Origin of the sequence: Buttiauxella sp. B2 (assembly GCF_006376615.1) — a bacterium.
Lineage (GTDB): Bacteria > Pseudomonadota > Gammaproteobacteria > Enterobacterales > Enterobacteriaceae > Buttiauxella.
This window is the reverse complement of sequence record NZ_VEXQ01000025.1, coordinates 1-14299: the sequence shown is the minus strand read 5'-3', so window position 1 is coordinate 14299 and position 14299 is coordinate 1. Positions and strand designations below refer to the sequence as shown.

Sequence of the window (14299 nt, the reverse complement as noted above, 5' to 3'; positions counted from 1 at the left end):
GTGCGGTACAATACAGGCCGTTATCTATTCATCACTGTGATTTGAGGCAACATTATGGGTGGTATCAGTATTTGGCAATTAGTGATCATTGCTGTCATCGTGGTTCTGCTTTTCGGCACTAAGAAACTGGGTTCTATCGGTTCTGATTTAGGCGCATCCATCAAAGGCTTTAAAAAAGCGATGGGTGACGATGAAGACAAAGAGAAAGATAAATCCGTTCAGGATGCTGATTTCACGGCGAAAACGCTGGCAGATAAGCAACCAGCCGATGTGAAGAAAGACGAAGCAAAGAGCAACGATAAAGAGCAGGTGTAAACCGTGTTCGATATTGGTTTCAGTGAACTGCTACTGGTATTCGTGATTGGCCTGATTGTTCTCGGGCCACAGCGTTTGCCTGTGGCTGTTAAAACGGTTGTTGGTTGGGTGCGTGCCTTACGCTCACTTGCAGCGACCGTGCAAAATGAACTGGTTCAGGAGCTGAAAATCCAGGAGCTGCAAGACAGCCTGAAGAAGGTTGAAAAGGCGAGCATGGATAACCTCACTCCGGAGCTGAAAGCATCAATGGATGAGCTGCGTCAGGCAGCAGAATCAATGAAGCGTTCATACACTCAAGAACCTGAAAAGGCGAATGACGAGGCGCATACCATTCATAATCCGCTGGTGAAAGATGCCCAGGAAAGCCATGATGGCGTGACGCCAGCAACGGCGGCGCATCAAGCAAGTGCGCCTGGCAAGGCTCCTGAAGCTGAAACAGAAACAGTTCCTGTTGCTACATCCACAGAGGGCTCTGAAGAGTTAATTCAGCCTCAGATTAAACCCGTAGCAGAGCCAGTCAAAACTCCAGCTTCTCCTCAACCTTCGAGTGATAAACAGTAAACATGGCCGTTGAAGATACCCAACCGCTTATCAGCCATCTGATAGAGCTGCGCAAGCGACTGTTAAATAGCATTATCGCTGTGCTGGTGATTTTCCTGGCACTGGTTTACTTTGCCAATGACATTTATCAGATAGTTTCAGCACCGCTGATTAAACAGATGCCGATTGGCTCAACGATGATTGCCACCGATGTGGCGTCACCGTTTTTTGCTCCAATTAAACTGACGATTTATGTCTCGGTGTTCTTGTCTGCACCGGTCATTCTTTATCAAATCTGGGCGTTTATCGCGCCTGCGCTTTATAAACATGAGCGCAAACTAGTGATGCCGCTGCTGTTCTCCAGCACGCTGCTGTTTTATATCGGTATCGCTTTTGCCTATTTTGTTGTTTTCCCATTAGCATTCGGTTTCTTGACCAAAACAGCGCCGATAGGGGTTGTGATGTCGACAGACATCACCAAGTACCTCGATTTTGTCATGGCATTGTTTATGGCGTTTGGTGTGGCATTTGAAGTGCCGGTGGCGATTATTCTATTGTGCTGGATGGGTGTCACAAGCCCAGAAGCCCTCAAGAAAAAACGGCCATACATTCTGGTTGGTGCGTTTGTCGTTGGCATGTTGTTAACCCCGCCTGACGTATTCTCGCAAACGCTGCTGGCGATTCCGATGTACTGCCTGTTCGAAGTCGGTGTATTTTTCTCACGCTTCTATGTCGGTAAAGGCCGCAGAAGAGGTGAGGAAGATCCGGAAGTCGCTCCAGAAGCAGAAGACGAAACCTCTCATAAAGAGTCATAATTTCAGACCGCCCATCAGGGCGGTCGTTGTTTGGAAGACGCTATGTTTGATATCGGTGTAAATCTTACCAGCTCTCAGTTTGCTAAAGACCATGCAGATGTTGTCGCTCGCGCAAAGCTTGTGGGAGTCACCGGCATGTTGTTGACAGGAACTAACCTCCACGAAAGTCAGCAGGCACTTTTACTTGCTCAACAGTATCAAGGGTGCTGGTCCACGGCAGGTGTTCACCCTCATGATGCCAGCCAGTGGCAAGACGAAATGGCAGATGCCATTCGTGCGCTTGCGGGTGCCTCTGAAGTGGTGGCGATAGGTGAGTGTGGGCTGGATTTCAACCGTAACTTCTCAACGCCCGCCGAACAGGAACGAGCTTTTACCGCACAACTGGCCCTTGCGGCTGACCTGATGATGCCGGTATTTTTGCACTGCCGTGAGGCCCACGAACGCTTTATTGCGCTGCTTGATCCTTGGCTCGATAAATTACCGGGTGTGGTTCTGCACTGTTTTACCGGAACAGAAAATGAAGCCCGAGAATGTTTGGCGCGCGGGCTTTTTATCGGCATAACGGGCTGGGTATGTGATGAACGCCGTGGCCTTGAATTACGTGAGTTGCTATCGATGATTCCAGCGCATCAGTTGTTGCTGGAAACAGATGCCCCTTATTTGCTACCACGTGATCTTAAACCAAAACCTGCCTCTCGTCGGAACGAACCCTGCTACTTGCCTCATATCCTGAGTAAGGTAGCCGAATGGCGTGGGGAAGACCCCACCTGGCTTGCGCAAGTAATAGATGACAATGCCCGCCGCCTTTTCCGGCTGGCTTAAATCAGGAGAAAGTTAATGAGCTATGCATTTCCCGGTACGTTTCCTGGTCGCCGTATGCGCCGCGTTCGTCGTCACGATTTCAGTCGCCGTCTCGTCGCCGAAAATCAGTTAACGGTTAATGACCTTATTTACCCCGTGTTTGTGATGGAAGGCCAGAACCGCCAGGAAGAAGTGGCGTCAATGCCGGGTGTTTACCGCATGACTATCGACCTCCTTCTCAAAGAAGCGGAAGCCGTTGCGAAACTGGGTGTGCCGGTATTGTCACTGTTCCCGGTCATTGAGAGCGCAGGTAAATCGCTGCATGCAGAAGAAGCCTATAACCCTAATGGGCTGGTACAGCGAGCGGTTCGCGCTCTGAAAGATGCCGTTCCAGAACTGGGTTTACTGACCGATGTTGCGCTTGATCCGTATACCACGCACGGCCAGGATGGCGTTATCGACGAAGATGGTTACGTCATCAATGACATTACGCGTGAGATTCTGGTGCGCCAGGCGCTATCTCATGCGGAAGCCGGGGCTGAAATCATAGCACCAAGCGATATGATGGATGGCCGTATCGGTGCAATTCGCGATCAGCTTGAAATTGATGGTTTCGTGAATACCCAGATAATGTCTTATGCTGCTAAATACGCGTCCTGCTATTACGGACCATTCCGTGATGCAATTGGTTCATCGAGCAATCTGAAAGGTGGCAACAAGAAAACCTATCAGATGGACCCTGCCAATGGCGATGAAGCGTTGCAAGAAGTCGCACAAGATCTGCAAGAAGGCGCGGATATGGTAATGGTGAAACCAGGCATGCCGTATCTGGATGTGGTTCGTCGCGTGAAAGACACCTTCGGCGTGCCAACTTTCGCATACCAGGTTTCTGGTGAGTATGCGATGCACATGGCTGCTATCCAGAACGGATGGCTGGCGGAAAAACCTGCCATCATGGAATCGCTGTTGTGCTTTAAACGCGCAGGGGCAGATGGCGTGTTGACGTACTTCTCGAAGCGAGTCGCGCAGTGGTTGCACGATGAGCAAATGCAGCGCTAGGTGCTGAATAAAATGAGAGGCCAGCAATTGCTGGCCTTTTTTTATGTCTTTTTGAAATCGGTATTCTTCACACTCTGCATCACTTGTTTATTCAAGAGATTAAGCAGCAGCATGGAGCGGGCTTCACCGTCTGGCTCGCTAAAAATAGCTTCCAGACCTTCGAATGCCCCTTCAGTTATCACCACACGATCGCCAGCGTAAGGCGTATCTGGGTCGGTGATATTCTCTGGTTTGTGGCTGATGAGTTGTTCAATCACGTCACCCGGCACGGTGGCAGGAAGACTGCCGAAACGCACGAAATGGCTGACGCCACGTGTTGAATTTATTGTCGTGGTATGAATTGATTCAGGATCAAATTTGACGAACATGTAATTCGGGAACAAGGGCTCATCGACCGCAGTGCGTTTGCCTCGAACGATTTTTTCGATTTTGATCATCGGGGTGAGGCAATTCACTTCCTGGCGCTCAAGATGCTCTTGCGCCCGCAGTATTTGGCCCCGCTTGCAGTACAACAGATACCAGGATTCCATAAAATCTCTTTTTCCTAATTAACCGATGAAGGATAGCAAAAGGTCGTTATTAGGGATAGACAGCGCAAGTATAACCAATCACCGATTGGTTATCAGATAAGCATTTACGCGTTATTAACAAAAATACAGCATGCAGTGCATGAAGCCCGTATAATGACCGCAAAATCCTGACTACGATTAATTGCATGAAATACCACGACCTACGCGATTTCCTGGAACTACTCGAACAACGCGGTGAGCTAAAGCGTATCGCAATGCCCGTCGATCCATATCTGGAAATGACTGAAATTGCCGATCGTACTTTACGAGCTAATGGCCCAGCCCTGCTGTTTGAGAACCCGAAAGGGTACGATATGCCAGTGCTTTGCAACCTGTTCGGCACTCCGAAACGTGTTGCCATGGGAATGGGACAGGAAGATGTTTCTGCACTACGCGAAGTCGGCAAGCTTTTGGCTTTCCTGAAAGAACCTGAACCACCAAAGGGTTTCCGCGATTTGTTCGATAAACTGCCACAGTTTAAACAAGTCCTGAATATGCCCACTAAGCGGTTACGTAATGCCCCTTGCCAGGAGCAAATCTGGGAAGGTGATGAAGTCGATTTATCCCGCATCCCTATCATGCAATGCTGGCCTGAAGATGCCGCTCCGCTGATTACCTGGGGTCTTACGGTAACGCGTGGGCCGCACAAAGAGCGGCAGAATCTTGGTATTTATCGCCAACAACTTATCGGTAAAAACAAACTGATTATGCGTTGGCTGTCGCATCGTGGCGGCGCGCTTGATTTCCAGGAATGGTGTGCGGAACATCCGGGTGAACGTTTCCCTGTTTCTGTTGCGTTGGGTGCTGACCCTGCAACTATTCTCGGCGCGGTAACACCAGTACCTGATACCCTTTCTGAATATGCTTTCGCGGGGTTATTACGCGGTACGAAAACGGAAGTGGTGAAGTGTATTTCTAACGATCTCGAAGTGCCAGCCAGCGCAGAAATTGTACTGGAAGGGTATATCGAACCGGGAGAAATGGCACCGGAAGGCCCATATGGTGACCATACGGGCTACTACAATGAAGTAGATGATTTCCCGGTATTTACCGTTACGCATATTACTCAGCGTCAGAATGCGATTTATCATTCAACCTATACCGGGCGCCCACCGGATGAACCAGCGGTTCTCGGTGTTGCACTCAATGAAGTGTTCGTGCCAATTTTGCAGAAGCAATTCCCAGAAATTGTTGATTTTTATCTGCCGCCGGAAGGCTGTTCCTATCGCCTTGCGGTTGTCACCATCAAGAAGCAATATGCCGGCCACGCTAAACGCGTGATGATGGGCGTCTGGTCTTTCCTGCGGCAGTTTATGTACACCAAGTTTGTTATCGTGTGCGATGACGATATCAACGCGCGTGACTGGAACGATGTGATTTGGGCCATCACCACGCGAATGGACCCGGCGCGCGATACTGTACTGGTAGAAAACACACCGATTGATTACCTGGATTTTGCCTCGCCGGTTTCCGGCCTTGGTTCAAAAATGGGACTGGATGCCACTAATAAATGGCCAGGGGAAACTCAGCGCGAGTGGGGTCGTCCTATCAAGAAAGATGCGGAAGTATGCGCACGTATTGATGCTATTTGGGATGAACTGGCTATTTTCGATGACAGTAAAAACGCCTGAGGGGTGGATTTTACCGTTTTGCATTATTGACCCGACAGAGGGGAAGCATGACAACCTTAAGCTGTAAAGTGACCTCGGTAGAAGCGATAACCGACACGGTGTATCGCGTTCGATTACTGCCGGAAGCGAAATTTTCCTTTCAGGCCGGGCAGTATTTGATGGTGGTGATGGATGAGCGCGACAAACGCCCGTTCTCCATGGCATCCACGCCGAGCGACCATGAGTTTATAGAACTGCATATTGGAGCGTCAGATATCAATCTGTACGCCATGGCGGTGATGGACCGAATTCTGAAAGAAAAAGAAATCGTTGTTGATATTCCCCATGGCGATGCCTGGTTGCGTGATGACGAAGAACGTCCACTGATTCTGATTGCGGGCGGTACAGGTTTCTCATATGTGCGTTCGATTTTGCTGACTGCGTTGGCGCGTAATCCACAACGTGAAATCGCAATTTACTGGGGCGGCCGTGAAGATAAACATCTTTATGATCTGTCTGAGCTAGAAGCGCTGTCTGTGGTTCATCCAAACCTGCGCGTTGAGGCAGTTGTGGAACAACCAGAAACAGGCTGGCGTGGCCGTACTGGCACCGTGTTAACTGCTGTAATGCAGGATTACGGAACGCTTGCCGGACATGACATCTATATTGCTGGGCGTTTTGAAATGGCGAAGATTGCGCGTGACCTGTTCTGTAATGAACGTGGTGCGAACGTCGATCGCATGTTCGGTGATGCTTTCGCGTTTATTTGAGAGCGAATCGAGCATACAGGCCACCGCATAGTCGGTGGCTTTTGTTTTTGAGCGAAATAGATAAAAAAACCCGCCCCTGACAGGCGGGAACAACAGCAACTAAACTCGTTCAATAACAGTGGCAATACCTTGACCTAATCCGATGCACATGGTGGCGAGGCCAAACTGAGCATCGCGACTTTCCATCAGATTTAACAACGTGGTGCTAATGCGAGTACCGGAACAACCGAGCGGGTGACCTAACGCAATCGCACCGCCATTCAGGTTAATCTTTTCATCGATCTTATCCATTAAGCCCAGATCTTTAATGCATGGCAGGATCTGTGCGGCAAAGGCTTCGTTCATCTCAAACAGGTCGATATCGGCGACACTCAGTCCCGCTTTTTTCAACGCCATTTTTGATGCTGGAACCGGGCCGTAACCCATAATCGAAGGATCGCAGCCAACAACCGCCATAGAACGTACGTAAGCGCGAATCTTCAGACCCAACTCTTTGGCGCGGCTCTCGCTCATCAGCAACATTGCGGATGCGCCATCTGAAAGAGCAGAAGAGCTGCCTGCCGTAACGGTGCCGTTTACCGGATCAAACGCAGGTTTCAGTGCGGCAAGACCTTCAACGGTTGTTTCCGGACGAATCACTTCATCATAATCAAAACGTTTGAGTACCCCGTCTGCGTCATGGCCACTGGTTGGCAGAATTTCAGCTTTGAAATGACCTGCTTCTGTAGCCGCCCACGCTCGCTGGTGTGAACGAGCCGCAAACTGATCCTGCATCTCACGGCTAATACCATGCATACGGGACAGCATCTCGGCGGTTAATCCCATCATGCCGGCAGCTTTTGCGACGTTGCGGCTCAGGCCTGGATGGAAATCAACACCGTGGTTCATTGGCACATGGCCCATATGTTCCACGCCGCCAATCAAACAAGCGTGCGCATCGCCGGTCTGAATCATACGAGCAGCATCGTGTAATGCCTGCATGGAAGAACCACACAAGCGGTTCACTGTGACTGCCGGTACGGAATGTGGGATTTCGGCCAGCAGTGCGGCATTTCGCGCAATGTTAAAACCTTGCTCCAGAGTCTGCTGTACGCAGCCCCAATAAATGTCATCTAGCGCTGCCGGGTCTAGTGCTGGGTTACGAGACAGAATTCCACGCATCAGATGAGCAGAAAGATCTTCTGCCCGCAGATTTCGGTACGCTCCACCTTTTGAGCGGCCCATCGGGGTGCGGATGGCATCAACAATTACAACCTTTTCCATAATCACTCCTCAGGCACTTTTCAGGTCACTGGATGGGCGTGCTGGCTCAACCGGTGGATAGTAAGGTTCGTTACGGGACGCTTTCGCACGCAAACCGTCCGGCACTTGATAGAGCGGGCCCAGGTGTTCGTACTGCTGAGCCATATCGAGATATTTTGCGCTGCCGATGGTATCTAACCAGCGGAATGCGCCGCCGTGGAACGGAGGGAATCCCAGACCGTAAACCAGTGCCATATCTGCTTCTGCTGGGCTTGCAATAATGCCTTCTTCCAGGCAACGCACAACTTCGTTGACCATCGGAATCATCATACGAGTGATGATTTCTTCGTCGCTGAAGTTGTGGTGCGGTTTGCTAACATCAGCAAGCAGGCCATCAGTGGCTTCATCTTGCTCTTTGCGCGGTTTGCCTTTGCTGTCTTGTTTGTAGCGATAGAAACCCTGTTGAGTTTTCTGGCCGTAGCGTCCTGCATCGAACATCGCATCAACTACATCACGATAATCTTTCTGCATACGTTGTGGGAAACCAGCGGCCATTACTGCCTGGGCGTGGTGTGCTGTATCAATGCCGACAACGTCGAGTAGATACGCAGGTCCCATTGGCCAGCCAAATTGCTTTTCCATCACTTTGTCGATCTGTCGGAAATCGGCACCGTCACGCATCAGCTGGCTAAAACCTGCAAAGTACGGGAACAGTACGCGGTTCACAAAGAAGCCTGGGCAGTCGTTTACCACGATTGGCGTTTTGCCCATTTTGCTGGCCCACGCCACGACTTTTGCGATAGTTTGCTCAGACGTTTTCTCGCCGCGAATCACTTCGACCAGAGGCATACGATGCACTGGGTTAAAGAAGTGCATACCGCAGAAGTTTTCTGGGCGTTTCAGGCTATTTGCCAGTTCGCCGATGGGAATGGTCGATGTGTTTGATGCCAGTACCGTGTCTGGACGTACTTTATCTTCCACTTCTGCCAGAACTGCTTTCTTCACTTTCGGGTTTTCAACAACTGCTTCAACGACTACGTCGACACGCTCAAAACCGGCGTAATCCAGCGTTGGATGAATAGTGGCAATCACGCTGGCCAGCTTCATGCCATCGATCTTGCCGCGTTCCAGCTGTTTGTTCAGTAGCTTGCTGGCTTCATTAATACCCAGTTCCAGCGACTTCTCATTAATATCCTTCATTAATACCGGCACGCCTTTCCAGGCTGACTGGTAAGCAATACCTCCCCCCATGATCCCAGCACCAAGAACGGCGGCCTGTTTCGGGGTTTCGGTATTTTTGGTCAGCTTTTTCGCCTGACCTTTTATGTATTGGTCGTTAAGGAAAATCCCGACCAGCGCACGGGCTTCATTGGAACGCGCCAACGGCACGAAACTTTGAGTCTCCAGTTGTAATGCTTCGTCGCGGCCCATTCTTGCCGCAGCTTCGATAGTTTTTACCGCTGTCATTGGGGCAGGGTAGTGCTTGCCCGCTATCTGCATCACCATGCTTTTCGCAATCGTGAAGCTCATGGTGGCTTCAGTCTTGTTCAGCTTCAGAGGTTGCAGTTTCGGTGCGCGTTTGGCTTTCCAGTCCAGATCGCCGTTTATCGCCTGGCGCAGTACCATCAATGCGCCATCACGTAATTTTTCAGTTTTAACAATGCCATCAACCAAACCGATTTTTTGTGCTTCAACCGCACTGACATCTTTCCCGGCAGTGATGATCTCCAGAGCGCTATCTGCACCCAGCAAACGCGGAAGACGCACGGAACCGCCGAAGCCAGGCATAATACCCAGTTTGGTTTCTGGCAGGCCAATACGGGTATCCGGTGTAGCCAGGCGGTAATCTGTTGCCAGTACACATTCGCAACCGCCGCCAAGGGCGTAACCATTTACGGCAGCAATGGTTGGGACCGGGAGATCTTCCAGTCGATTGAATACGCTGTTGGCAAATTGCAGCCAGTGAGTCAGTTGCTCCGCAGGAACAAGGAACAGTGACAGGAACTCGGTAATGTCAGCCCCGACGATAAATGCGGCTTTGTTGGAACTCAGCAACAGGCCTTTCAGGTTGGGCTGTTTTTCCAGCACATCCAGCGCATGACCGAGACTGGCTACGGTCGCGGTGTCGAGTTTGTTCACTGAACCGGGCGCATCGAATACCAATTCTGCGATGCCATCTTCCAGCCAGTCGAGATGTAAGGTTTCACCTTGGTAGAGCATGTCAGTCTCCTGAATCCAGCAATGGGATCTGGTCGTACCAGATGGGAAGGAGTGTGGAATTGATGTTAATGAAATGCAAATAACTCTTTAAATATTTGCAAAGATGATCACAGCCGCTGGAAATAAGTTCGAGAACTTTGCGGTGTGCTAAGATGCGTGGCGTTCAGTTTCTAAAAAAACAGAAGGGTAAATCATGGATTCACTGGCCTCACTTTATAAAGATCATGTGGCAACTTTGCAGGAACGTACCCGCAATGTTCTGGCGCGCTTCAACCTTGACGCGCTGTTGATTCACTCGGGCGAGCTGTTCAACGTTTTCCTCGATGATCATCCATATCCGTTCAAAGTTAACCCACAATTCAAAGCCTGGGTTCCGGTGACGCAAGTGCCAAATTGCTGGTTGCTGGTCGATGGCGTGAACGAACCGAAATTATGGTTCTACCTGCCTGTTGATTACTGGCACAACGTGGAACCGCTACCAGAATCCTTCTGGACTGACGAAATAGATGTTATTGCTTTGCCAAAAGCCGACGGTATTGGCAGCCAACTGCCTGCTGCGCGCGGCAATATTGGCTACATCGGCCCGGTGCCAGAGCGTGCTGTGCAGCTTGAAATCCAGGGTGCAAATATCAACCCGAAAGGGGTGATTGATTATCTGCATTATCATCGTGCCTATAAAACTGATTATGAACTGGCATGCATGCGTGAAGCACAGAAAACTGCCGTAGTTGGCCATCAGGCTGCTCACGAAGCATTTCTGTCTGGAATGAGCGAATTTGATATTAACCAAGCTTATCTGACTGCAACCGGCCACCGCGATACCGACGTGCCATACGGCAATATTGTGGCACTCAACGAGCACGCAGCAGTTCTGCATTACACCAAACTTGATAACCGTGCGCCTGCCGAAATACGCAGTTTCCTTTTGGATGCTGGTGCGGAATACAACGGTTACGCGGCTGATTTAACACGTACCTGGTCGGCCAATAGTGACAACGATTATGCTCAATTGGTGAAAGACGTTAACACCGAGCAACTTGCGCTGATTGATACCCTGAAAGCGGGCGTGCGCTATACCGATTACCACATCCAGTTCCATCAGCGCATTGCGAAGCTGTTGAACCGCCATAATCTGGTAACGGGCATTAGCGAAGAGGCGATGGTTGAAACCGGTATTACCGGGCCATTCATGCCTCACGGCTTGGGCCACCCATTGGGCTTACAGGTACATGATGTTGCAGGTTTTATGCAAGATGATACTGGTACGCACCTTGCAGCGCCTTCTCAATATCCATACCTGCGCTGCACTCGTATTCTGGAGCCGCGTATGGTTCTGACCATCGAGCCGGGCATTTATTTCATTGAATCTTTGCTTGCACCGTGGCGCGAAGGGCAGTACAGCAAACACTTTGACTGGCAACGCATTGAAGCAATGAAACCTTTCGGTGGTGTTCGTATTGAAGACAATGTGATTGTTCATGAAAACAGCATTGAAAATATGACGCGTGACCTGAAACTGGCGTAATGGACAGTTGGCTGATCCCTGCTGAATCTGTCACGGTCAGTGAGGAAATCAAAAAAAGTCGCTTTATTACGCTGGTTGCTCATACGACTGGCGTAGTAGCGGCGAAAGAGTTTCTTGAGAAAGTGCGTTCTGAACACCCTGCTGCCCGGCATCATTGCTGGGCTTGGGTGGCTGGTGCGCCAGACGACTCGCAGCAATTAGGATTTTCTGATGATGGTGAGCCCGCAGGAACTGCCGGAAAGCCAATGCTTGCCCAGCTTATGGGAAGTGGTATTGGTGAAATTACCGCTATAGTGGTGCGCTACTCTGGGGGGATCAAACTCGGAACGGGTGGCCTGGTGAAAGCCTATGGTGGTGGAGTGCAGACAGCATTAAATCAATTGCCTACGGTGCTCAAAGTGCCGTTAACCGAATATACTTTGCAGTGTGACTATGCGCAGCTTGCGGGAATTGAAGCGTTGCTCAAACAGTGCAATGGCGTTCTCATGCAAAGTGATTTTCAAGCGTTTGTATCATTACGTATCGCGCTACCACACGCGAAACTCGCTGACTTTTCAGTCAGACTTGCTGATTTTAGCCGCGGTGCATTGCATTTATTGCCGGCTGAACAATAATTCCCTCTCGTTATTTATTGATAGTTAAGGAAGCGGCTGAAATGCATTTTCGCGCCATAACCCGAATCGTTGGTCTGTTAGTCATTCTTTTTTCCGTGACCATGATTATCCCAGGGTTAGTAGCTTTAATTTATCGCGATGGTGCTGGCCGTGCTTTTACCCAGACTTTCTTCGTCGCATTGCTCATTGGTTCGTTTCTGTGGTGGCCTAATCGGCGGCAAAAGAGTGAACTCAAACCACGGGAAGGATTTTTAATCGTCGTATTGTTCTGGACGGTGCTGGGGAGTGTGGGGGCGTTACCCTTTATCTTCGCGGAACAGCCGAACCTGACTATCACCGATGCATTTTTTGAGTCGTTTTCAGGTTTAACGACTACGGGCGCGACGACCCTTGTTGGGTTGGATACGCTTCCTCATGCCATTCTGTTTTATCGGCAAATGTTGCAGTGGTTTGGCGGCATGGGGATCATTGTGCTGGCGGTGGCCATTTTGCCGATTTTGGGTGTAGGCGGGATGCAGTTATATCGAGCGGAAATGCCGGGACCCCTTAAAGACAATAAAATGCGTCCACGCATTGCTGATACAGCTAAAACCCTATGGCTAATCTATGTTTTGCTAACTGTTGCATGCGCGTTGGCTCTTTGGTTTGCCGGTATGCCAGCGTTTGATGCGATAGGCCACAGCTTTGCGACGATTGCGATTGGTGGATTTTCTACTCATGACGCCAGCATCGGTTATTTCGATAGCCCAACGATTAATACGATTATCGCCATCTTCCTGCTGATCTCTGGTTGTAACTATGGCCTGCACTTCTCTTTATTAAGCGGGCGCAATTTAAAAGTTTACTGGCGTGACCCAGAGTTCCGCATGTTTATTGGTGTGCAGTTGACTCTGGTGATTATCTGCACTCTGGTACTGTGGTTTCACAACACTTACCAGTCGGCGTTGCTAACGGTGAACCAGGCATTCTTCCAGGTTGTCTCGATGGCGACGACGGCAGGGTTCACCACAGATAGTATTGCGCGTTGGCCATTATTCTTACCGGTGTTATTGCTCTGTTCTGCTTTTATAGGCGGTTGTGCGGGTTCAACCGGTGGTGGGCTGAAGGTCATCCGTATCCTTCTATTGTTCAAACAGGGTAACCGAGAACTTAAACGTCTTGTGCACCCTAACGCGGTATATAGCATCAAGCTTGGGAACCGCGCGCTACCTGAACGTATTCTCGAAGCGGTTTGGGGATTTTTCTCTGCCTATGCGCTGGTCTTTATTATCAGCATGCTCGCCATCATTGCGACGGGTGTGGATGATTTTTCGGCTTTTGCTTCCGTTGCGGCAACGCTGAATAACCTTGGCCCTGGTTTAGGGGTTGTGGCAGATAACTTCGCCAGCATGAATCCAGTGGCGAAATGGATATTGATAGCCAACATGTTGTTTGGCCGTCTTGAAGTATTTACTTTACTCGTATTGTTTACGCCAACTTTCTGGCGAGAGTAACCGGAGCCTGTAGTGAGAACTTTGATTCTATTTTCAACCCGCGATGGGCAAACCCGTGAGATCGCTTCTTATATAGCATCTGAGCTTAACGAGCTGGGCGTTGAGAGTGATGTCGTTAACTTGCATCGCAGTGAAGATATTGCCTGGGAAAATTACGAGCGCGTTGTTATTGGTGCATCTATTCGTTATGGACACTTCCATTCCTCGGTTGCTGCATTTGTGAAGAAGCACCAGCAAGCATTGAATAAGATCCCAAGTGCTTTCTTTTCAGTAAACCTGGTCGCGCGTAAGCCTGAGAAACGTTCTCCACAAACCAACTCTTATACACGTAAGTTTTTGCTGACCTCTCCATGGCAGCCAAATCATTGTGCAGTATTCGCTGGAGCGCTTCGTTATCCACGTTATCACTGGTACGACCGCGTTATGATCCGTTTGATTATGAAGATGACAGGTGGCGAAACAGATATCAGTAAAGAAGTTGTCTATACCGATTGGCCGCAAGTGGCGCGTTTCGCCCAGGAAATTGTGCACTTAAACAGCAAATAGTGTCTAAAACATCCACTTTGATGAAAAAAAGCGTGAATTGTCATTTTTTTGCAATAAACGCTTGTCAGCTTCCAGAAAATCCCTATACTGCGGCTCCACTGACACGGCACAACGGCTTACAAACCGGCCCGTCAGCCAGATGAAAAGCGAAAATAAACGCTTGACTCTGAAAGAGGAAAG

The 14299-nt window shown here is 49.8% G+C and carries 14 protein-coding genes; 11 read left to right on the top strand and 3 right to left on the bottom strand.

The features are described from left to right. Nucleotides 1-54: 54 nt before the first annotated feature. From tatA to hemB, 5 genes are read left to right on the top strand one after another with little or no spacing between them, the layout of a single operon-like run. A complete protein-coding gene (gene tatA / locus FH968_RS20090) occupies nucleotides 55-315 on the top strand; it encodes a Sec-independent protein translocase subunit TatA (RefSeq protein WP_139882633.1) in 261 nt (86 codons plus the stop codon). Between the two features lie 3 nt (nucleotides 316-318). Continuing rightward, the gene (tatB, locus tag FH968_RS20085) at nucleotides 319-876 is read left to right on the top strand and encodes a Sec-independent protein translocase protein TatB (RefSeq protein WP_139882631.1); all 558 of its coding nucleotides are present in this window, start codon (nucleotides 319-321) and stop codon (nucleotides 874-876) included. Nucleotides 877-878: 2 nt separating this feature from the next. Next, on the top strand, nucleotides 879-1670 hold the full coding sequence (gene tatC, locus FH968_RS20080) for a Sec-independent protein translocase subunit TatC (protein WP_139882629.1): 792 nt from the start codon (nucleotides 879-881) through the stop codon (nucleotides 1668-1670). A 42-nt stretch (nucleotides 1671-1712) separates the two neighbouring features. Then, nucleotides 1713-2492: a 3'-5' ssDNA/RNA exonuclease TatD gene (gene tatD / locus FH968_RS20075; protein WP_139882627.1), complete on the top strand. Its 780-nt coding sequence runs from the start codon at nucleotides 1713-1715 to the stop codon at nucleotides 2490-2492. 15 nt (nucleotides 2493-2507) lie between these two features. Next, on the top strand, nucleotides 2508-3530 hold the full coding sequence (gene hemB / locus FH968_RS20070) for a porphobilinogen synthase (protein ID WP_139882625.1): 1023 nt from the start codon (nucleotides 2508-2510) through the stop codon (nucleotides 3528-3530). A 41-nt stretch (nucleotides 3531-3571) separates the two neighbouring features. Here the strand turns inward: hemB and rfaH are convergent, their stop codons facing one another. After that, the gene (gene rfaH, locus FH968_RS20065; RefSeq protein WP_139882623.1) at nucleotides 3572-4060 is read right to left on the bottom strand and encodes a transcription/translation regulatory transformer protein RfaH; all 489 of its coding nucleotides are present in this window, start codon (nucleotides 4058-4060) and stop codon (nucleotides 3572-3574) included. 176 nt (nucleotides 4061-4236) lie between these two features. On the opposite strand from rfaH, the gene ubiD reads away from it, so the two are divergent. Beyond that, nucleotides 4237-5730 (top strand): 4-hydroxy-3-polyprenylbenzoate decarboxylase, encoded by a 1494-nt coding sequence (gene ubiD / locus FH968_RS20060; RefSeq protein ID WP_189389256.1) that lies wholly within the window; start codon nucleotides 4237-4239, stop codon nucleotides 5728-5730. 47 nt (nucleotides 5731-5777) lie between these two features. Beyond that, nucleotides 5778-6479 carry an NAD(P)H-flavin reductase gene (gene fre / locus FH968_RS20055; protein WP_139882619.1) on the top strand — a complete coding sequence of 234 codons (702 nt, stop codon included), beginning with the start codon at nucleotides 5778-5780 and terminating at the stop codon, nucleotides 6477-6479. Nucleotides 6480-6578: 99 nt separating this feature from the next. Here fre and fadA read toward each other — a convergent pair whose 3' ends face one another. Together fadA and fadB are read right to left on the bottom strand one after the other, a co-directional pair. Next, nucleotides 6579-7742 (bottom strand): acetyl-CoA C-acyltransferase FadA, encoded by a 1164-nt coding sequence (gene fadA / locus FH968_RS20050; protein WP_139882617.1) that lies wholly within the window; start codon nucleotides 7740-7742, stop codon nucleotides 6579-6581. A gap of 9 nt (nucleotides 7743-7751) precedes the next feature. Then, the gene (fadB, locus tag FH968_RS20045) at nucleotides 7752-9941 is read right to left on the bottom strand and encodes a fatty acid oxidation complex subunit alpha FadB (RefSeq protein WP_139882615.1); all 2190 of its coding nucleotides are present in this window, start codon (nucleotides 9939-9941) and stop codon (nucleotides 7752-7754) included. A 193-nt stretch (nucleotides 9942-10134) separates the two neighbouring features. Here fadB and pepQ point away from each other — a divergent pair, with 193 nt between their 5' ends. From pepQ to hemG, 4 genes are read left to right on the top strand one after another with little or no spacing between them, the layout of a single operon-like run. Beyond that, nucleotides 10135-11466 carry a Xaa-Pro dipeptidase gene (gene pepQ / locus FH968_RS20040; RefSeq protein ID WP_139882613.1) on the top strand — a complete coding sequence of 444 codons (1332 nt, stop codon included), beginning with the start codon at nucleotides 10135-10137 and terminating at the stop codon, nucleotides 11464-11466. Then, nucleotides 11466-12080: an IMPACT family protein gene (locus FH968_RS20035; RefSeq protein ID WP_139882611.1), complete on the top strand. Its 615-nt coding sequence runs from the start codon at nucleotides 11466-11468 to the stop codon at nucleotides 12078-12080. The genes pepQ and FH968_RS20035 overlap by 1 nt, the downstream gene beginning before the upstream one ends. Before the next feature lie 41 nt (nucleotides 12081-12121). After that, complete coding sequence (trkH, locus tag FH968_RS20030) at nucleotides 12122-13573, top strand: Trk system potassium transporter TrkH (RefSeq protein WP_139882609.1); 1452 nt, start codon at nucleotides 12122-12124, stop codon at nucleotides 13571-13573. A gap of 12 nt (nucleotides 13574-13585) precedes the next feature. After that, nucleotides 13586-14119, top strand: a complete 534-nt coding sequence (gene hemG, locus FH968_RS20025; protein ID WP_139882607.1) for a menaquinone-dependent protoporphyrinogen IX dehydrogenase — start codon at nucleotides 13586-13588, stop codon at nucleotides 14117-14119. Nucleotides 14120-14299: the final 180 nt, after the last annotated feature.

Coding starts and splice junctions, on each gene's coding strand:
- tatA (WP_139882633.1), top strand. CDS start 55: ATGGGTGGTATCAGTATTTGGCAATTAGTGATCATTGCTGTCATCGTG.
- tatC (WP_139882629.1), top strand. CDS start 879: ATGGCCGTTGAAGATACCCAACCGCTTATCAGCCATCTGATAGAGCTG.
- tatD (WP_139882627.1), top strand. CDS start 1,713: ATGTTTGATATCGGTGTAAATCTTACCAGCTCTCAGTTTGCTAAAGAC.
- hemB (WP_139882625.1), top strand. CDS start 2,508: ATGAGCTATGCATTTCCCGGTACGTTTCCTGGTCGCCGTATGCGCCGC.
- rfaH (WP_139882623.1), bottom strand. CDS start 4,060: ATGGAATCCTGGTATCTGTTGTACTGCAAGCGGGGCCAAATACTGCGG.
- fre (WP_139882619.1), top strand. CDS start 5,778: ATGACAACCTTAAGCTGTAAAGTGACCTCGGTAGAAGCGATAACCGAC.
- fadA (WP_139882617.1), bottom strand. CDS start 7,742: ATGGAAAAGGTTGTAATTGTTGATGCCATCCGCACCCCGATGGGCCGC.
- fadB (WP_139882615.1), bottom strand. CDS start 9,941: ATGCTCTACCAAGGTGAAACCTTACATCTCGACTGGCTGGAAGATGGC.
- pepQ (WP_139882613.1), top strand. CDS start 10,135: ATGGATTCACTGGCCTCACTTTATAAAGATCATGTGGCAACTTTGCAG.
- FH968_RS20035 (WP_139882611.1), top strand. CDS start 11,466: ATGGACAGTTGGCTGATCCCTGCTGAATCTGTCACGGTCAGTGAGGAA.
- trkH (WP_139882609.1), top strand. CDS start 12,122: ATGCATTTTCGCGCCATAACCCGAATCGTTGGTCTGTTAGTCATTCTT.